The following is a 17,107-nucleotide window of genomic DNA, read 5'->3' on the forward strand; positions in this document are numbered from 1 at the left end:
ACGACGCCCATGCTCCCCCCAGAACCCTTCCGGATCCTCCACCGACCGGCGATACATCTGCGCATACAACGCCCCGTCAACATGCGCCGAACGCACAAAATCAGAAGACGGCGCGTAAAGCTTGTCGAGCATCTCTGTTCCTCCCTGCGGAGCCATGCCGGGACGGATGCCTTGCCCGCCCGGGGACCCCGGATCCTGAGTCAGTTTTTCCCCCGAGGTCAGGCCCCGGGGCCAATCGCGCAACGGCATCCGCGCAGGACAATGCCGACCGCTGCGGGCGCCATGACGGCAATTTGCGCCTCTGACCGGCCTTGCGCAACAGCGCGATACGACCTTCGGCGCGGGGCGGCCCGGCTTGGCGGAGCGCCGCGGCACGAGACGGTCCTCCGATGGGGCGGGTTCGCCGGGGGTGGGTCTTCCCGCAGGTTGCGCCTGTGGGGCGCGTCGTTGAAAAGGCGGTGGCAAGCGCTTTCCAAGAATGAATTTTCTGGTAAATCTGGGGGATGGCTGACCTGCAATCATGTAAAGCGTTCAGGTCGCTGGAGGGGGAGCATGCCACGCAGCGCGCTGACCGGCACACGCATTCGCGAACGGCGCACCGTTCTGGGTCTGCGCCAGGCCGATCTGGCGCGGCGGGCGGGCATTTCGCCCTCCTATCTGAACCTGATCGAGCATAATCGCCGCAGAATCGGCGGCCGGCTGCTGGTCGAACTGGCCCGCCATCTGGGCGTGGAGGCGAGCGTTCTGACCGAGGGCGCGGGCGCGGCGCTGATCGAGACGCTGCGCGAGGCCGCCGCGGTGCAGGAGGGGGGCGAGGCGGAAATCGAGCGGATCGAGGAATTCGCGGGCCGCTTTCCGGGCTGGGCCGCATTGCTGGCCGCGCGGCACCGCCGGGTGCGCGAACTGGAGCGCACCGTCGAGATGCTGACCGACCGGATGACGCATGATCCGTTCCTGTCGGCCTCGCTGCACGAGGTGATCTCGACGGTGACGGCGATCCGCTCGACCGCGGCGATCCTGGCCGAGACCGAGGATATCGACCCCGACTGGCAGCGCCGGTTTCATCGCAATCTTTCGGATGACAGCCGTCGCCTGGCCGAGGGTGCGCAATCGCTGGTGGCCTATCTGGACGAGGGGGCCGAGGATCCGGGCACCCAGTCCTCGCCGCAGGAGGAGGTCGAGGCGTTCCTGAAGGCGCGCGACTACCACCTGCCCGAGCTGGAGGCCGCCCGTCCGGCCGATCCGGCCGATCTGGTGGCGGCGGCAGGCGAACTGACCTCGGCGCCTGCGCGGGAATTGTTGCTGGGCTTGCTGGCCCGCTATCGACGCGATGCCGAGCGGATGCCGCTGGAGCCGTTCGCCGAGGCCGCGCGGGCCGAAGGGTTCGATCCCGGCAGGCTGGCGGCGCGGTTCGGCGTCGATCCGGCCGCCGCCTTTCGACGGCTGGCCGCCTTGCCGGGCGGGCTTGCCGGCGGGCCGGTGGGGCTGGTGATCTGCGATGGATCGGGCACGCTGACCTTTCGCAAGCCGGTCGAGGGGTTCGCGCTGCCGCGCTTCGGGGCGGCCTGCCCGCTCTGGCCGCTTTACCAGGCATTGGCGCGTCCGATGGCGCCGCTGCGCGCGGTGGTCGAGCCGGGTGGCCCGATGCGCCTTCGGTTCCTGACCTATGCGCTTTGCCAGCCCGCGCTGGCGGGCGGGTTCGATGGCCCGCAGGTGCTGGAGGCGGCGATGCTGATTCTGCCCGCCGACACGATCGCCATTCCCGACGGACAGGCCCAGCCGATCGGCACATCCTGCCGGATCTGCCCGCGGCGGACCTGCGTGGCCCGGCGCGAGCCCTCGATCCTGGCGGACGGATTCTGACGGGTTTTGACAGCGCCGCGCTTTGCGCGGATATTCCGGGGGAGAGGGTAGGCGAAAAACTGCCTGCGGGGAGGAATGACGGACCATGGGCAAGCATGTCCTGCTCATCGAGGACGAGCCGAACATCATAGAGGCGATCCGCTTCATCCTCTCGCGCGATGGATGGCGGGTGGACACGCATGCCGACGGGTCCACCGCCTATGACCGGGTGAGCGCGATCCGGCCGGATATCGTGATCCTGGACGTGATGCTGCCCGGCCGGTCGGGCTTTGACATCCTGCGCGACATCCGCGCCGATACCGGGCTGAACGGGCTGCCCGTGCTGATGCTGACCGCCAAGGGCCAGGTCAAGGATCGCGAGATGGCCGAGCGCATCGGCGCAAGCCGGTTCATGGCCAAGCCGTTCTCGAATACCGAGGTGCTGGCCTCGGTGCGGGAACTGACGGGGACCTGAGCCCATGGGCCGCGCGCCGCTGTTCCTTGCCCGCGAGGGCTATCGGCGGCGTCGGCTGGCGGACATGGCGCGGCTGTTGCCGCTGCTGGGGTTGGCGCTGTTCCTGGTGCCGGTGCTCGATGCCGAGGACGGGCTGTCGGCGGCGATGCTGATCTATCTGTTTTCCGCCTGGGCCGGGCTGATCGTCCTGTCGGCGGTCGTGGCGCGGCTGTTGTGCCGCTCGGGGGCGATGGACGAGGAGGCCGAGGCGCCCGAGGAGTCGCAATGATCGGCTTCGACCTTCTGGTCGCGATCTGCCTGCTTTATGTGGCGCTGCTGTTCGGCGTGGCCTTCATGGCGGATCGGCGGGCGGCGGCGGGCCGGGGCGGCTGGTTGCGCTCGCCGATGATCTACACGCTGTCGCTGTCGGTCTATTGCACGGCCTGGACGTTTTACGGGGCGGTCGGCTATGCGGCGCGGTCGGGGCTGGAATTCGTCACCATCTATCTGGGGCCGACACTGATCTTCATCGGCTGGTGGTTCACGCTGCGCAAGCTGGTGCGGATCGGGCGGACCCAGCGGATCACCTCGATCGCCGATCTGATCTCGTCGCGTTATGGCAAGTCGAACGCGCTTGGGGTGATCGTCACGCTGATCGCGGTGGTGGCCGCAACGCCCTATATCGCGCTGCAACTGCAATCGGTGACGCTGTCCTTCGCCGTCTTTGCGCCCAGCGGCGCCGGGCCCTGGGCGCTGACCGACCTGAACGCGACGGCGCTGACCGTGGCGGGGGGGCTGGCGCTGTTCACCATCCTGTTCGGCACCCGCAACCTGGATGCCAACGAGCGCCATCACGGGGTGGTCATGGCCATCGCGGTCGAGGCGGTGGTCAAGCTGATCGCGCTGCTGGCGGTGGGCGTTTTCGTGGTCTGGGGCATCGGCGGCGGCGTGTCGGCGATGATCGAGCGGATCGAGACCTCGCCGCTGGCGGGGATGCCGATCCAGCCCGGGCGCTGGATCGGGCTGACCTTTTTGGCCGCCGCGGCGATCCTGACGCTGCCGCGGATGTTCCAGGTTCTTGTGGTCGAGAACGAGGACGAGCGCCATCTCGCCACTGCGTCCTGGGCCTTTCCCGCCTATCTGTGCCTGATGAGCCTGTTCGTCGTGCCCATCGCCGTCGTGGGGCTGGCCGAGATGCCCGCGGGCGCGAACCCGGACCTGTTCGTGCTGACCCTGCCGCTGGCCCATGGTCAGGACGGGTTGGCCACGCTGGCCTTTCTGGGGGGCTTTTCCTCGGCCACCTCGATGGTGATCGTGGCCTCCATCGCGCTGTCGACGATGGTGTCGAACCATATCGTCATGCCGCTTTTCCTCAAGATGACCCGGACCGGTGCCGCCATGTCGGGGGATGTGCGGACCCTTGTGCTGCGCGCGCGGCGGGCCTCGATCGGGGGGGTGCTGCTGCTGGGTTATCTCTATTACCGGCTGTCGGGCGGGTCCGAGGCGCTGGCCGCGATCGGGCTGATCTCGTTTGCGGGAGCCGCACAGGTTCTGCCCGCGCTGGTGGGCGGCATCATGTGGCGCGGCGCGACGCGGCTGGGCGCGATGGTGGGGCTGGCGCTGGGCTTCGCGGTCTGGGCCTATACGCTGTTCCTGCCCAGCTTTGGCGAGGGTGCCGTGATGGGCGCGGCGCTGCTGGCCGAGGGGCCGTGGGGCCTGTCCTGGCTGCGGCCGCAGGGTCTGTTCGGGATGGACGGGCTGGATCCGCTGGTTCATGCCATGGTGTTCTCGATGGCGGCGAACGTGCTGGGCTTCGTCCTGGTTTCGCTGATGAGCTTTCCCAATCCGATTGAGCGGGTCCAGGCGGCGCAATTCGTCAATGTCTTCGATCACTCGCCCTCCGGTCAGGGGTGGAGCCAGGGGCGTGCCGAGGCCGAGGACCTGATGCTGATGGCCCAGCGCATCATGGGGCCGGACGAGGCGCAGCTGCTGTTCCGGCGCAGCGCCGCCGAACAGGGCAAGGAGGGTTTCCTGCCCGACATCACCCCCGATTTCCTGCAACGGCTGGAACGCGCGCTGGCCGGTTCGGTGGGGGCGGCGACGGCGCATGCGATGGTCGGCCAGATCGTCGGCCGCTCGGCGGTGTCGGTCGAGGATCTGATGCGGGTGGCCGACGAGACGGCGCAGATGATGGAATATTCCAGCCAGCTCGAGGCCAAGTCCGAGGAACTGGCCCGCACCGCGCGGCAATTGCGCGAGGCCAACGAGAAGCTGACCGAACTGAGCGTGCAGAAGGATGCCTTTCTCAGCCAGATCAGTCACGAATTGCGCACGCCGATGACCTCGATCCGGGCATTTTCCGAGATCCTCATGGGCGCGGACGGCATGCAGCCCGAGGATATGTGCAAGTATTCCCGTATCATCCACGAGGAGAGCCTGCGGCTGACCCGGCTGCTGGACGATCTGCTGGATCTGTCGGTGCTGGAGAACGGGCAGGTCTCGCTGAACCTGCAGGAAGTGACGCTGGCCGATCTGATCGACCGGGCGGTGGCGGCGACGGGTAGCCTTCAGGGTGGGCTGACGATCCGGCGCGATGCGGCGGCGGAGCGGGTGCGGCTGATGACCGATGGCGACCGGCTGAGCCAAGTCTTCATCAACCTGATCTCGAACGCGCATAAATATTGCGATGCCGATATGCCCGAACTGACGATAAGGGTGCGTGCCTCGCGCGGTGCGGTGGCGGTGGATTTCGTCGATAACGGCTCGGGCATTCCCGAGCGCAGCCAGGCGATCATCTTCGAGAAATTCTCGCGCCTGACCGATCCGCGACGGGCGGGCGGCGCGGGGCTGGGCCTTGCGATCTGCCGCGAGATCATGGGGCGGCTTGGCGGGTCGATCATGTATCTGCCGGGGCAGGGCGGCGCGGCGTTCCGCGTCAGCGTTCCGCGCCTGCGTGCAGAAGCCGCCTGAGGGCAACGAAACGGTTTGTAAACCGGGATCGTGCGACATCTCCTGGAAAGGTTGACGGATGGGCGGCAGATGACGGACGACGCGCATCGCGCGATATTGCGCCAGATACTCGGCGATGCCCGGGTCGCGATGCCTTCGGGCGGGACGGCCGAAACGGGCGGCGACGGCCGTTTTGCGCTGCGCCTGGAGACCGCGCGCGCGATGCGTGACGATTTCGGCATGACCGGCGTGGTCGAGGATTGCGCGGCACTGCGCCTGCGGCTGGATGATCTCGGGGAACAGGTCACGCCCGAGCGGTTGTCGGTGGTGCTGCGGGGCAGTTCCGGGCGGCTGGGGCTTGCGGTCTATTCACCTGACCTGGCGATGGCGCTGCTGGAATGGCGTCTGCTCGGGATGCTGGCATCCGAGGCACCCGAGACCCGGCAGCTGACCGCGACCGATGCCGCGATCCTGGCCGACCTGACCGACCCGTTGCTGTCCCGCTTCGGCGGGGCGATGGCGGCGTTGCCGGGCGGGGACTGGGCGGCGGGTTACGCGCAGGGCAACGTGATCGAGGATGCGCGCCATCTGCCGCTGATCCTGGCGCAGGGCGGCTATCACGGGTTCCGCCTGACGCTGCGGCTGGGCGAGGGGCTGCGCGGGGGGGATCTGTTCCTTGCCCTGCCCGAATCGCCTGCACCCGCCCCGGCCAAGACGGCCGAGGAGGACGGCACGCCCTGGCCCGACGCGTTGCGTTCGGGCGTGCTCGGGGCCGAGCTTGTGCTGAACGCGGTGCTCTGGCGGATGCGCCTGTCCGCGGCCGAGATCGGGCGGCTTCGACCCGGGGATCTGGTGCCCATCCCGGCGGCGGCGCTGACGGCTGTCCGGCTGGAAGGGCAGGGGCGGGTGGCGATCGCCGAGGGACGGTTGGGCCAGTCCAACGGCGAGCGTGCGATCAAGATCGCCGGGGCCGAGGATGAGGCCCCGGGCCTTGTCGGGCTGTCGACCATGCCGGGGCTTGCCGCGCCGCCGCCCGCCTTCGCGTCCGATGCCGCGGAGGATGCCGCCGATTTTCCGGTCGCGGCAGATTTCCCCGCGATGGCGGATCTTGCCGACGAGGCGGATTTCCCGGCCATGGGGGATTTCCCCGCCCTGGGCGAGTTCGACCCCGAGGCCGCCGATTTCGACGCAGATTTCCCGGCATTCGCGCAGAACTGACGCGCCGAGGCCCGCGCTCAGCGCGTTGCGGCGAGCGCCTCGATCTGGCGTTCGAGCCCCGGCATCGCAAAGCCCGCGCGGCGCAGCGCCGCCATGATTTCGTCGGTGGGCCGGTCTCCGGCCATGGCCAGCGCCCAGACCACAGATGAACGGAACCCGGCGCGGCAATAGCCGAAATGCGGCCCCGGCAACGCGCTCAGCGCGAGGCGTTGCGCCTCGATGGTCTCGGGCTTGATCCCGTCATGGGTCACCTCGACCACCGCGAATTCCATGCCTGCGGCGCGTGCGGCCGCTTCCATCTCGGCCGCCCGTTCGCCGGGGGCGACTTCGGAATCGGGCCGGTTGCAGATCACCGTGCGGTAACCGGCCGCCGCCAGCGCCGCCAGCGTCTCGATCGGAGGATGCGGGGCGGCGGAAAACTCGTCGGTCAGGTGCACCATCGGCGGAAGCTCGCTCATGCCGCAGTCCTTTCGGGGCGTGAACGGGAAAGAACCGATGTCGGATCGGAAAAATTGCGCATTTTCAGACGTCTCCCTGGAAGCGTTCCAGACCTACCCGGCTTTACATGCGGGAATCAATGCCCCCTGCGCAGGAACCGGGCAGGGATTTGACGTGGGTCAAAGCCGGGAGCGTCCGGGCAGTGCAAACCTCGTCCCCAGAGCGAACAGGGGACGTCCATGGCAACGCTTGGCGAAAGAAAGCGACAGCTTTTGAACCGTTTGGCGGAGCTTGATGGTCGTCTGCACGATATCGAGGCCGAGCTCGACACGCATCAGTCCAAGGATTGGGGCGAACTCGCGGTGGAGCGCGAGGAAGACGAGGTGCTGGAAGGCATGGGCGTCTCGGGTCTGGCCGAAGTGAAACAGATAAATGCAGCTCTCGCGCGAATCGAGGATGGCAGTTACGGTTATTGCGTGCGTTGTGGGGAAGAAATCTCCGAGGAACGACTGGACGTCGTGCCGGCTACGCCGTTTTGCCGCATCTGTGCCCGGTGACTGCAGGTGTAAGGGAACGACCGAAAAATGAGCAACGCGAGCCATGTCAGCCGTATGCCAGCCTATTCCAACAGCACGATGCATGATGAGACGCGGGCGATGATCCGCTCGAGGATCGAGTCGCTTCTCACCTCCGGCGCGGTGGCCAGTCAGGTCAGCAGCCGTCTGGTCACCAAGGGCTGCCACAGCCCCTGGGCCGAGATGCCCGGCGCGGCGAAGATGTCCGGTGACCGCCCTGCGGAACGCAAGAGCGACGGGAGGTGCGGATGGCGTTCGAACAGCTCAAGGCCGGAATCGCTCTGATCCTCGAAGAGATCGAGAAGCGACCGGACGACCGCCACATCCTGCAGGAACAGTTGCGCGAGAAGATCGCGGAGTTCCGCGCGATGGGTCTGCCCGTTCCCGAGGACATCCTGCGGCTCGAAGAACAGTTGGGCGACGACGACGCGGACGACATCTACGACAACATGCCGGTCTGACGCCGACCGCCGTCTTTCGATTGTCGCGAATCCCTTCCAGATGTTGCGTTTCCCGCGCGACTGGCCCCTAATGGTGGCGAATGGCGAAGCAGCCCTGCCTGGCACGGGTGCTTTGCCGCGCCGCCTTTCGCCTGGGGGTCGGGACAGATGAGCGATCTTGTTGCGGTCGAGGAACCCGCGCCGGGCATTCGGCGGCTCGTCTTCGGCAACGGGCCGGCGAACACGATGACGCCCGCGTTGCTGGCGGCGTTGGACACCGGGCTTGCCGGGGCGCTGGTGGCGCATGGCACCCGTGCGGTGCTGATCTCGGCACGCGGCGGCCGGGTCTTCTCGATGGGGCTGAGCCCGACGGGTGCGGGCGGCGCCGAGGATGCGGCGTTGCTGCGCGCGATCTGTGCGCGGATCGACGGGGCGCGCGTGCCTGTGGTCGCGCAGGTCGGCGGCATGGCGCTGGGAGGGGGCTGCGAACTTGCGCTGGCCGCCCATTACCGGGTGGCGCTTTTCACCGCCGAGTTCGGCCTGCCCGACATCGCCATCGGCTTGCCGCCCGCCGCCGGGACCACCCAGCGCCTGCCGCGGCTGATCCAACCAGATGCGGCGCTGGATCTCCTGCTGTCCGGGCGGCCTGCGGGGGCGGCGTTGGCGAAACGTCTTGGCCTGGTCGATGCGGTGGTCGACGGCGATCTCGACGCCGCCGGGCTGCGCTTTGCGCTGGGCCTGATCGAGTTGCGCGCCGGGCCGCGGCCCGCGCCGGCCCGTCCCTTGCCGCGGTTCGAGGGGGTGCATGCCGCGGTGGCGGCCCGGCGTGCGGCGCTGCCGACGGCGGGACCGGTCGAGGCGCCCGCGCGCGTTCTGGACTGCGTCGAGGCCGCCGCGATGCTGCCCTACGCGGCCGCGCTGGACTATGAGGCGGCCGCTTTCGAGGATTGCCGCGACAGCGCCGCGGTCCGCGCGCTGCGCCATGTCGCGCTGGGCGAGGCCGCGGCGCGGCGGCGTGCGGCGGGCTGGTCACAGGCGGCCCGCCCGGCAGAGACCGTCGGGGTCTGGGGGTGGGGCGCGACGGCGGCGGGGCTGGCGGCAAGCTTGCTGACCGTGGGCCGGGCGGTGCGACTGGCGGCGCCGGACGAGGGCGCCCTGGCCGAGGCCGTGGCCCGTGTCGAGGCGATGCTGAGCGCCGCCGGCGCGACGGGTCGCGATGCCTGCTGGTCGCGCCTTTCGGGATCGACCGGCACTGCGGGATTGGCGTCCTGCGGGGTCTTGATCGAGGCGGGGGCCGGTCCCTGGTCAGAGCGCGAGGCCGGGTTTGCGGCGCTTGCCGGGATCGCGGCGCCCGATGCGGTCCTCGCGGGAACCGGCGCGCTGGTCACCCCCGCCGGGCTGAGCGCGTGCGGGCACCGACCCGAAGGGACGATCTGGCTGAACCTGCCCGATCTTGTGCCCGAGGCGCGGCTTGCCGAACTGGTCTGCACGCCCGGGACATCCGAAGCCACGGTTGCGACGCTGGGCAGCCTTGTGCAGTCGATCCAGCGCGTCGCCCTGGTCGCGACCTGCGAAAGCCCGATCCTGACCGTCCTGATCGGGGCGCTCGAGGCGGCGGATGCGCTGGTCGAGGAGGGCGCCTCGCCCTATGCGGTGGACCGTGTCTTGCGGGACTGGGGGCTTGGTCACGGACCCTACGAGATCGCCGACCGGCTGGGCCTTCAGACCCTTCTGGCGTTGCGCGCGGGTCTGCCGGGCGGCGCCGATCCCGAGGCGCGGCCGATCCTCGTGGCGGGGCAACTGGTCGCGGAGGGCAGGGGCGGGCAGGCGGCTGGGCGGGGCTATTACGCCTATGACGCGCCGGGCGCTGGCGGCCGACCCGATCCGGCGCTCGATGCGTTGCTGGCCGAGGGGCGGTCGGTTCTGGGCCGTGTGCCGCGCGCGGTCGCCGACGAGGAGATCCGCGCGCAGGTGCTGGCGGGCATGGCGCAGGCCGGGGCGGGGCTGTTGCGGCGGGGCGTGGTGCGCCGGGCGGTCGAGATCGACCTGGCGCTGGTGCATGGGGCGGGGCTTGCGCGCTGGCGTGGGGGTCCGATGCGCGCGGCGGACGAACGCGGGCTGCTGTGGCTGCGGCGCACGCTGCGGACCATGGCCGACCGGCCGGGCGGCGCCGCGATCTGGACGCCCGACGCGCTGATCTGCGATCTGATCAAGACCGGCCGACAATTCTGCGATTTCGACGGCAGGGTGGCGGACGCCCCGGTGGCCGTCAGCCCAGAGTGATCCCGATCACCACCATCATCAGCCCCAGCGCAGACATGCCCAGCGCCGCCATGTTCAGCGCCACGGCCTTTTGCAGGCGGCTACGCAGCTCGTCTTCGGGCAGGTTCGCGGTGCGCGCGGCCCGCACCTGCAGGATCACCCGAACGATGCCCGCAAGGCCGGCCAGCGAGATCGCCGCCCCGATCCAGATCAGTATCCCCATTGCGCCCTCCGCCTTCGGTCGCCCTTGCGCCTAGTGGATGGGGCGCGGTGGCGCAAGGGGGCAGGGGCTTGCGAAGGCGTGGGCGCGGCGCTAGGTCAGGCCTCCGACCCGCTTGAGAGGAGCCGCGCCCGTGAACGACATGCCCCCCGATACCAGCTATCACGTCACCGCCGACGAACTGCGCCAGTTCATCGAACGCTATGAGCGGCTGGAGGCCGAGAAGAAGGACATCGCCGACCAGCAGAAGGAGGTGATGGCCGAGGCCAAGGGGCGCGGCTACGACACCAAGGTGATGCGCAAGATCGTCGCCCTGCGCAAGCGTGACCGCGACGAGATCGCCGAGGAAGAGGCCATGCTGGAACTCTACAAGCAGGCGCTGGGGATGCCGTGACGTCCCGGCCGGCGATGCCGGGGCGTGTTGGGCGTCTCAGGCGGTGACGATCTCGACGCCCTCGATGGAGCCGATCGCATGAAGGTCTTCCTCGTAGCGTTCGGTCAACTCGTGGATCAGGTCGTCTGTCCAGCCCGGTGCATGGATTTCCTCGTCCATGGTGTCGGGTAATGCGTATTTGTCGAGAAATGCCGTGACGATGCGGCGGCGCTGGGCCTCGTTGACGGGCGGGTTCTCGTCGAGATAGGCGCGCAGCCGTTGCATCCCCGCAGGCTGCATGATCGCGTGCAGCAGGTCGTCCGATCCGCGCAGCGCCGTGTCCTCGGGCAGGCCCGCCATTCGGGTCAGAAGCGCGGGCAGGATCAGCGGCGTATCCTCGTCGCACCAGACCGTCAGCCGCGCCTGCGGGACGGCGTTGCGGATCCGGCGCACCACGTCCGACCACGCCACCGCGAGCGGGTCGATCCCCGCGACGAAGGCCCGGAAATCCGCTTCGCGCGACTTCGCGAACAGCGCGGGGATGAAGGTTGCGGGATTGCGGATGCCGAGGAAGAACGCGCAAGGCCGGTCGGGGAAAAGCTGCGAGAGCCAGTGCGCCTTTTCGCCCGCCATCGGATAGAGCATCCGTTCGCCCAGCACCTTCTGGGGCATGCACAGGAAGGACTGGTTCACGAGGATCAACCGTCTCGGTTCTTCGCCATCCGTCGCGGCCTCGAGGATCATCTGCTGCATCTCGGGCGTTGCGGGGCGTCCGCGCAGCGAGACCAGCGTCTCGCGCAGGATCGGGCGGTAGCGGCTGGGCCCCGGCACGACGATGCCCTGCGCCGAAAGGGTGCCGCGGTTCTTGAGCAGGCATTTCAGAAGCCGGTCGTCATCCGTACAATGGGCGCCGATGTGGTAGACCAGTTCCATGCTGCCTGTTCCTTGTTATTCTTCATTCTGCTCGGCCGCGATTATACGGCGCGTTCTGGACAGGAAAACGCCTTTCCTGTAACCGCGTTCCATGGCCGAGCAAATCGCTCAAGATAACCTTTCTCTGGCTGGGCGCTGGCTGCACGCGGTCCTGCGTCTGCGGCCTGATCCCTGGTCGGTGGGTGCCGTGCTGATCGCGGCGCTGGTGCTGATGCCGATCCTGTCGGTCATGTGGATCGCGGTGACGCCCAAGCAGAATATCTGGCCGCATCTCGTGTCGACGACATTGCCGCGATACATGTGGAATACCGGCGTTCTGATGATCGGAGTGGCGGCACTGGCTTCGGCGGTCGGGGCCGGGGCGGCCTGGTTGATTTCGGTCTATCGTTTTCCGCTGTCACGCTGGCTGGAATGGCTGTTGCTGCTGCCGCTGGCGATCCCGGCCTATGTGGGCGCCTATGCGCTGGTCGATCTTCTTGAATATGCAGGCCCCGTGCAGACCGGGCTGCGCCAGGTCTTCGGCTGGCAGAGCGCACCGGACTACTGGTTCCCCGAGGTGCGGTCGCGCGAGGCGGCGGTGCTCGTGCTGGCGGCCGCGCTTTACCCCTATGTCTACCTGCTGTCCCGCGCGGCCTTTCGCGAGCAGTCGGGCGGTGCCTATGAGGTGGCCCGCGCGCTGGGGGCAGGACCCTTCGCACTGTTTCGCCGGGTGGGCCTGCCGCTGGCCCGGCCCGCCATCGCGGCGGGTGCTGCCATCGTGATGATGGAGACGGTGAACGATTTCGGCACGGTCGAGTATTTCTCGGTCCAGACGCTGACCACGGGGATCTTCTCGGTCTGGTTGCAGGGCGGCAATGCGGGCGGGGCGGCGCAGATCGCGATGGTGATCCTGGTGCTGATCCTCGTGCTGGTCGCGCTGGAGAAGATCAGCCGGCGCAACCTGCGGTTTCACAACCTGGGCCGGGCGCATCGGCCGCTGGTGCCGGTCCGGCTGACCGGGCCTGCGGCCTGGGGCGCTACGTTGGCCTGCGCGCTGCCGGTGGCGGTGGGCTTCGTGTTGCCCGTGGGCGTGATGGCGTCGCACGCGCTTGCCAATACCGGGGCCTGGGTCGATCCCGGGCTGCTGCGGGCGCTGGTCAACACGTTGACCGTCGGCGGGATTGCGGCGGTGGGCACGGTCGCGGCGGGGCTGTTCCTGGTCTACGCGGTGCGTCTGACCGGGCGGACGCTGCCCAAGCTGCTGCTGCCTGTCACGACGATCGGGTACGCGGCGCCCGGAGCGGTGCTGGGGGTGGGGCTTCTGATCCCGATGGCGGCGGCCGACAACGCGCTGGCCGATGCGATCGAAGGCGCTTTCGGCGTCGATATCGGCCTTGTGATGACCGGCTCGGCCTTCGCGATCATCTATGCCTATTGTGTGCGGTTCTTCGCCATCGCGCAGGGCGCGGCGGATGCGGCGATGGGGCGGATCGCGCCCAGCCTGCCGATGGCGGCCCGCTCGCTGGGCCGGTCGGCGCGCGGCACGCTGACCGCGGTTCACCTGCCGCTGATCCGCACCTCGGTCGGCACCGCGCTGCTGCTGGTTTTCGTCGATTGCGTCAAGGAACTGCCGGCGACCCTGTTGCTGCGGCCGTTCAACTACAACACGCTGGCCACACGTGTCTATGAAAAGGCCAGCCTGGAGAACCTGGGCGATGCGGCGCCCGCGGCGCTTCTGGTCAGCGCGGTGGGCCTGGTGGCGGTGGGCCTGCTGGCGCGGGCGAATCGCTAGGCCCGGCCGCAGGGCGCGATGCCGATCCTTGGCAGGCGGCTGGCATAAACCTTACGCAAACCACTTGTGGTCAGGATGGGGGCGCGGGACCGGCGGGCGTCGGCCCGGTCGCGGTCTGGTGGTATCGCCGGGCTCCGCGATGGCGCAGCAATCGGGCGAGACGGAATTTCGATGGGAGGGGGGATCGCCAGGCTCGTTCTGACCGCTTTCTTCCTGGGCGTGGGCGTCGCCCATCCGGCGACAGCCTTCGACTTCCTCGAAGACACCTTTCTCCTCGATGTGCGGGTCGGATCGAACAGATCCTCGGCGGCGCAGGGCCTTCGGAATGGTGCGTATGAACTGGCCGACGGGACGCAGGTGGCGTTCTGGAACTGGTATTCGCCCAATATTCCCGAGCTGTCGATGATCGTCCTGACGCAGGTTTCGGCGGATTTCGGGATTATCTGGGGGCTGAGCACGGGCGAGAAGGCGCCGAAATACCGGATCGATCCGGCCCTTCATATGGGCTTTGTCTACCAGACCCACCCGTTCGATGGCGCGACCTTGTCGGTGAAGGTGACCTATCCGGTCGGCGGTCGCCTGAGAGAGTCCGCTTGTGTGGCGGATTACGGCGACATCATGGGCGTGGTTCCGGTCAATTGCAGGCTGGCGGCAGGCCTGCTGCCGCCAGAGGAGACGCTGAAACACCTGCTGCGCCTGGACGGGCGGCACGATGCCCGGATCAGCGTGGATTTCGTGATCCGGTTCTGATCAGCGGATCGAAACCGGGGCGAGCGCCCGGCTGATGCTGGCCTCGCCCCGGCCGTGGAGATCCGCGGAATAGCCCCGGATCGTGTCCGTGCGCGCCGTGTTCAGGAGCTGGTTGGTGATCTGCGTCGGGTTCGCCTTGGTGAACTTGCTGCCCAGCACCGCCGCGTATCCCGAAACGATCGGCGCGGCGAAGGATGTTCCGTAAAGCCCGGTGGTGTTGCCGGTCACGCCCACGACCAGGAACTGGTTCTGCACGGTCGGATTGCTGCCCGCGGTGTTCGAATACCATGCCAGCGAGGCCGGCCGGTCCACCGAGCCATGCGCGTTCAGAGCGCCGACGAAGATCGCCGATTTCTTGCCGACCAGATCGCGGTTCAGGTAATCGACCATCCCCGAGGCATTGGCGGCACCCACGGCGATCCCGTCATTTCCGGCGGCCTTGACGATGACGGCCTTCCCGTCCCTTGCGTATTTGATGATCGACGTCTCGCGTGCGCTCCAGTTGATTGCCGAATAGCCGTCCTTGGCGATCATGCCGTAGCTCAGATTGAGGGTATTCAGCCCCTTCCGCAACTTGACCGCCTTGGTATTCGAGAAGTCATGCGTCAGCACGGTTGCCTTCGGCGCCATCATCCCGGCCTCGAGCGCGGTCCATTCCCCGTGGCGAAGCAGTTCCGTGCGGCCGCGAAGATCGCCATAGATGCCGTAATTGCTGCGGAAATCGTCGATCACGGTGATCGTGGTCTTCTGCCCCTTGTAGCCGAGATTCCAGGCCTGTCCGATGTCGGAGGGCATCCAGGGACGGACTTCCTGCGCGGAGGCGACCGAGGCGGTCAGCACCAGTGCCGCGGCCTTGAACGCCACCGAAAGAGAGCGTGGAATTGCCATGTCGTTTTTCCCCGTCCTGAACACTCGACCCGTCGTGACCGGGAAGCTTGTTTTCAATGTGGCTCTGCAAGGTCGCTTTCTTGACAGCGGGCACGCACTGCGCCGGACCGGTTCGTCCGCTTTCCACCCGTCGCGGAACGGTCCGGCGTCATGCGGCGCGATCGCCGGGGGCGGGGGTGTGCCATGTGCGATGTCGGGAAGTGGTGCCGGTGGAGGGATTTGAACCCCCGACCTTCGCTTTACAAGAGCGCTGCACTACCACTGTGCTACACCGGCCACCTCTGCGAATTACTCGCTCGGCCCCGCTGCGGCAAGTCCGTTCTCTGCCGTGGGCGGGTGCTGGGGTGCATGGCGGCGAGGTTGACCGCTGGCAGCCAGGCATCGAGAGCACCGGGGTGAACCGGCAACCGGGAGGGCTGGGACCGGGGCGGCCGGGATGTCATCCCTGGACGAGGCACGGCTCTGGGTCACGGGCGTGAAAGGGGCGCCCGAAGGCGCCCCTCGCTTTCTGCAGCGCCGTCGCGCGCAGGTCAGCAGCTGTAATACATCTTGAACTCGACCGGGTGCGGGGTGTGCTCGAAGGCATAGACCTCTTCCCATTTGAGTTCCATGTAGCCGGCGATCTGGTCCTTGGTGAACACGTCGCCCGCGAGCAGGAAGTCGTGATCCTTGGCAAGGCTGTCCAGCGCCTCGCGCAGCGATGCGCAGACGGTGGGGATGCCTTCCAGTTCCTCGGGCGGCAGGTCGTAGAGGTTCTTGTCCATCGCCTCGCCCGGGTCGATCTTGTTCTTGATGCCGTCGAGACCGGCCATCAGGAGTGCCGAGAAGCACAGATAGGGGTTGGCCGACGGGTCGGGGAAACGGGCCTCGACGCGCTTGGCCTTGGGCGATTCCGTCCACGGGATCCGGATGCAGCCCGAACGGTTGCGGGCCGAATAGGCGCGCAACACGGGGGCCTCGAAGCCGGGGATCAGGCGCTTGTAGGAGTTGGTGGAGGGGTTGGTGAAGGCGTTCAGCGTCTTGGCGTGCTTCAGCAGGCCGCCGATATACCACAGCGCCTCCTGCGACAGGTCGGCATATTTGTCGCCCGCGAAGAGCGGCTTGCCGTCCTTCCAGATCGACATGTTGCAGTGCATCCCCGAGCCGTTGTCGCCCGCCATGGGCTTCGGCATGAAGGTCGCGGTCTTGCCATAGGCCAGCGCCACATTGTGGATGACATACTTGTATTTCTGAAGGTTGTCGGCCTGTTTCTTGAGGCTGTCGAAGATCATGCCCAGCTCGTGCTGGCAGGTCGCCACCTCGTGGTGGTGCTTGTCGACCTTCATGCCGATCCGCTTCATCGTGGAGAGCATCTCCGAGCGGATGTCCTGTCCCTCGTCCGAGGGGTTCACCGGGAAATAGCCGCCCTTGTAGGTCGGGCGGTGGGCGAGGTTGCCGCTTTCATATTCGGTGTCGGTGTTCCAGGCGCCATGCTCGACATCCAGCGCATAGGCCACCTTGTTCGGGGTGACAGCGTAGCGCACGTCGTCGAAGATGAAGAACTCTGCTTCGGGGCCGAAATAGGCCACATCGCCGATGCCGGAGGATTTCAGGTAGGCCTCGGCCTTTTCGGCGGTGCCGCGGGGGTCGCGGTCATAGGGTTCGCCGGTGTCGGGCTCGACCACCGAGCAATGAACGCAAAGCGTCTTTTCGGCATAGAACGGGTCGAGATAGGCGCTTTCGGTGTCGGGCATGAGTTTCATGTCCGAGGCCTCGATCGACTTCCACCCGGCAATCGACGAGCCGTCGAACATGAAGCCCTCGTCGAGGAAGTCCTCATCCACCTGGTCGGCCATGACGGTGACATGCTGAAGCTTGCCGCGCGGGTCGGTGAAGCGGATGTCGACATATTCGACATCTTCGTCCTTGATGGTCTTGAGAACCTGTTCCTTGCTCATTGGACCGTATTTCCCTTCTTGCTGGGTTGATCGTTACGCGCCGGGAAGCGACCCCGG

General features: G+C 67.6%; 16 protein-coding genes and 1 tRNA gene. 11 read left to right on the forward strand and 6 right to left on the reverse strand.

What is annotated here, in order from left to right; translation table 11 throughout:
- Positions 1-552 precede the first annotated feature (552 nt).
- The 5 genes from NHN26_RS14270 (at position 553) to NHN26_RS14290 (ending at position 6,463) form a co-directional block, all read left to right on the forward strand.
- On the forward strand, positions 553-1,863 hold the full coding sequence (locus NHN26_RS14270; protein ID WP_253090078.1) for a helix-turn-helix transcriptional regulator: 1,311 nt from the start codon (positions 553-555) through the stop codon (positions 1,861-1,863).
- 85 nt (positions 1,864-1,948) lie between these two features.
- A complete protein-coding gene (locus NHN26_RS14275) occupies positions 1,949-2,317 on the forward strand; it encodes a response regulator transcription factor (protein WP_253090079.1) in 369 nt (122 codons plus the stop codon).
- A 4-nt stretch (positions 2,318-2,321) separates the two neighbouring features.
- Complete coding sequence (locus tag NHN26_RS14280) at positions 2,322-2,585, forward strand: hypothetical protein (protein ID WP_132697094.1); 264 nt, start codon at positions 2,322-2,324, stop codon at positions 2,583-2,585.
- On the forward strand, positions 2,585-5,266 hold the full coding sequence (locus NHN26_RS14285) for an ATP-binding protein (protein WP_253090119.1): 2,682 nt from the start codon (positions 2,585-2,587) through the stop codon (positions 5,264-5,266). Before NHN26_RS14280 ends, NHN26_RS14285 begins: the two co-directional genes overlap by 1 nt.
- Before the next feature lie 69 nt (positions 5,267-5,335).
- On the forward strand, positions 5,336-6,463 hold the full coding sequence (locus NHN26_RS14290; protein ID WP_253090080.1) for a FliM/FliN family flagellar motor switch protein: 1,128 nt from the start codon (positions 5,336-5,338) through the stop codon (positions 6,461-6,463).
- A 17-nt stretch (positions 6,464-6,480) separates the two neighbouring features.
- On the opposite strand, the gene NHN26_RS14295 is transcribed toward NHN26_RS14290, so the two are convergent.
- Complete coding sequence (locus NHN26_RS14295) at positions 6,481-6,921, reverse strand: protein tyrosine phosphatase family protein (RefSeq protein WP_253090081.1); 441 nt, start codon at positions 6,919-6,921, stop codon at positions 6,481-6,483.
- 219 nt (positions 6,922-7,140) lie between these two features.
- Between NHN26_RS14295 and NHN26_RS14300 the strand changes: the two genes are divergently transcribed.
- From NHN26_RS14300 to NHN26_RS14310, 3 genes are all read left to right on the forward strand, one after another.
- The gene (locus NHN26_RS14300) at positions 7,141-7,458 is read left to right on the forward strand and encodes a TraR/DksA family transcriptional regulator (protein WP_253090082.1); all 318 of its coding nucleotides are present in this window, start codon (positions 7,141-7,143) and stop codon (positions 7,456-7,458) included.
- 266 nt (positions 7,459-7,724) lie between these two features.
- On the forward strand, positions 7,725-7,937 hold the full coding sequence (locus NHN26_RS14305) for a hypothetical protein (RefSeq protein ID WP_132697101.1): 213 nt from the start codon (positions 7,725-7,727) through the stop codon (positions 7,935-7,937).
- 147 nt (positions 7,938-8,084) lie between these two features.
- Entirely contained in the window at positions 8,085-10,199 is a 2,115-nt protein-coding gene (locus NHN26_RS14310) for an enoyl-CoA hydratase-related protein (RefSeq protein ID WP_253090083.1), read from the forward strand.
- Here NHN26_RS14310 and NHN26_RS14315 read toward each other — a convergent pair.
- On the reverse strand, positions 10,186-10,401 hold the full coding sequence (locus NHN26_RS14315) for a hypothetical protein (RefSeq protein ID WP_253090084.1): 216 nt from the start codon (positions 10,399-10,401) through the stop codon (positions 10,186-10,188). The genes NHN26_RS14310 and NHN26_RS14315 overlap by 14 nt on opposite strands.
- A gap of 139 nt (positions 10,402-10,540) precedes the next feature.
- Here NHN26_RS14315 and NHN26_RS14320 point away from each other — a divergent pair, with 139 nt between their 5' ends.
- On the forward strand, positions 10,541-10,792 hold the full coding sequence (locus tag NHN26_RS14320) for a DUF2312 domain-containing protein (protein ID WP_253090120.1): 252 nt from the start codon (positions 10,541-10,543) through the stop codon (positions 10,790-10,792).
- A gap of 36 nt (positions 10,793-10,828) precedes the next feature.
- On the opposite strand, the gene NHN26_RS14325 is transcribed toward NHN26_RS14320, so the two are convergent.
- Positions 10,829-11,704, reverse strand: coding sequence for a hypothetical protein (locus NHN26_RS14325; protein WP_253090085.1), 876 nt, complete (start codon positions 11,702-11,704; stop codon positions 10,829-10,831).
- Between the two features lie 91 nt (positions 11,705-11,795).
- On the opposite strand from NHN26_RS14325, the gene NHN26_RS14330 reads away from it, so the two are divergent.
- Positions 11,796-13,475, forward strand: a complete 1,680-nt coding sequence (locus tag NHN26_RS14330; protein WP_253090086.1) for an ABC transporter permease — start codon at positions 11,796-11,798, stop codon at positions 13,473-13,475.
- A 171-nt stretch (positions 13,476-13,646) separates the two neighbouring features.
- Complete coding sequence (locus tag NHN26_RS14335; protein WP_253090087.1) at positions 13,647-14,225, forward strand: hypothetical protein; 579 nt, start codon at positions 13,647-13,649, stop codon at positions 14,223-14,225.
- Here NHN26_RS14335 and NHN26_RS14340 read toward each other — a convergent pair whose 3' ends face one another.
- The 3 genes from NHN26_RS14340 to glnA all read right to left on the reverse strand — a co-directional run bounded on the left by NHN26_RS14340 (position 14,226) and on the right by glnA (position 17,050).
- On the reverse strand, positions 14,226-15,113 hold the full coding sequence (locus tag NHN26_RS14340; RefSeq protein ID WP_253090088.1) for a S8 family serine peptidase: 888 nt from the start codon (positions 15,111-15,113) through the stop codon (positions 14,226-14,228).
- 201 nt (positions 15,114-15,314) lie between these two features.
- Positions 15,315-15,389: transfer RNA gene (locus NHN26_RS14345), tRNA-Thr, on the reverse strand.
- Between the two features lie 254 nt (positions 15,390-15,643).
- Positions 15,644-17,050: a type I glutamate--ammonia ligase gene (gene glnA, locus NHN26_RS14350; RefSeq protein ID WP_253090089.1), complete on the reverse strand. Its 1,407-nt coding sequence runs from the start codon at positions 17,048-17,050 to the stop codon at positions 15,644-15,646.
- Between the last annotated feature and the right edge of the window lie 57 nt (positions 17,051-17,107).

This window comes from Rhodovulum tesquicola (assembly GCF_024128855.1).
GTDB classification, from domain to species: Bacteria; Pseudomonadota; Alphaproteobacteria; order Rhodobacterales; family Rhodobacteraceae; genus Rhodovulum; species Rhodovulum tesquicola.

What these genes read in the sequence shown, in the direction of transcription:
- NHN26_RS14270 (WP_253090078.1), top strand. Translation starts at nt 553, where the DNA reads ATGCCACGCAGCGCGCTGACCGGCACACGCATTCGCGAACGGCGCACC.
- NHN26_RS14275 (WP_253090079.1), top strand. Translation starts at nt 1,949, where the DNA reads ATGGGCAAGCATGTCCTGCTCATCGAGGACGAGCCGAACATCATAGAG.
- NHN26_RS14280 (WP_132697094.1), top strand. Translation starts at nt 2,322, where the DNA reads ATGGGCCGCGCGCCGCTGTTCCTTGCCCGCGAGGGCTATCGGCGGCGT.
- NHN26_RS14290 (WP_253090080.1), top strand. Translation starts at nt 5,336, where the DNA reads ATGACGGACGACGCGCATCGCGCGATATTGCGCCAGATACTCGGCGAT.
- NHN26_RS14295 (WP_253090081.1), bottom strand. Translation starts at nt 6,921, where the DNA reads ATGAGCGAGCTTCCGCCGATGGTGCACCTGACCGACGAGTTTTCCGCC.
- NHN26_RS14300 (WP_253090082.1), top strand. Translation starts at nt 7,141, where the DNA reads ATGGCAACGCTTGGCGAAAGAAAGCGACAGCTTTTGAACCGTTTGGCG.
- NHN26_RS14305 (WP_132697101.1), top strand. Translation starts at nt 7,725, where the DNA reads ATGGCGTTCGAACAGCTCAAGGCCGGAATCGCTCTGATCCTCGAAGAG.
- NHN26_RS14310 (WP_253090083.1), top strand. Translation starts at nt 8,085, where the DNA reads ATGAGCGATCTTGTTGCGGTCGAGGAACCCGCGCCGGGCATTCGGCGG.
- NHN26_RS14315 (WP_253090084.1), bottom strand. Translation starts at nt 10,401, where the DNA reads ATGGGGATACTGATCTGGATCGGGGCGGCGATCTCGCTGGCCGGCCTT.
- NHN26_RS14320 (WP_253090120.1), top strand. Translation starts at nt 10,541, where the DNA reads ATGCCCCCCGATACCAGCTATCACGTCACCGCCGACGAACTGCGCCAG.
- NHN26_RS14325 (WP_253090085.1), bottom strand. Translation starts at nt 11,704, where the DNA reads ATGGAACTGGTCTACCACATCGGCGCCCATTGTACGGATGACGACCGG.
- NHN26_RS14330 (WP_253090086.1), top strand. Translation starts at nt 11,796, where the DNA reads ATGGCCGAGCAAATCGCTCAAGATAACCTTTCTCTGGCTGGGCGCTGG.
- NHN26_RS14335 (WP_253090087.1), top strand. Translation starts at nt 13,647, where the DNA reads ATGGGAGGGGGGATCGCCAGGCTCGTTCTGACCGCTTTCTTCCTGGGC.
- NHN26_RS14340 (WP_253090088.1), bottom strand. Translation starts at nt 15,113, where the DNA reads ATGGCAATTCCACGCTCTCTTTCGGTGGCGTTCAAGGCCGCGGCACTG.
- glnA (WP_253090089.1), bottom strand. Translation starts at nt 17,050, where the DNA reads ATGAGCAAGGAACAGGTTCTCAAGACCATCAAGGACGAAGATGTCGAA.